This is a genomic window from Bacillus sp. SIMBA_074 (genome assembly GCF_046534555.1).
In the GTDB taxonomy this organism is placed as follows: Bacteria; Bacillota; Bacilli; order Bacillales; family Bacillaceae_G; genus Bacillus_A; species Bacillus_A mycoides.
The window spans coordinates 1-304 of sequence record NZ_JAWRYM010000305.1 but is presented as its reverse complement, the minus strand read 5'-3'; the positions used below and the strand labels follow the sequence as shown (position 1 = coordinate 304).

At 41.8% G+C, this 304-nt stretch carries 1 protein-coding gene; it reads left to right on the top strand.

Annotated features, from left to right (window positions below):
* Positions 1-304, top strand: a 304-nt coding sequence (gene ssb, locus SB773_RS30955; protein ID WP_410594075.1) for a single-stranded DNA-binding protein, incomplete at both ends; no start/stop codon positions are given.

Sequence of the window (304 nt, the reverse complement as noted above, 5' to 3'; positions counted from 1 at the left end):
CGAAGGATCCCGAATTAAGATACACACCAGACGGCAAGGCTGTTTCCAATATAACGTTAGCAGTCAACCGGAACTTCCGTAATACTGTTGGTGAATATGAGGCGGACTTTGTACAGTGCATCATATGGAAAAGGTCTGCTGAAAATACTGCTCAGTACTGTAAAAAGGGTGCCTTAATCGGTATCACAGGCAGAATACAGACAAGGAGATACGAAAATCAAGAGGGTAAAAATGTATATGTTACTGAAGTGGTCGCCGAGAGGGTTCAATTCATCGCATCTAAACAAAACGATATTAAACCCAA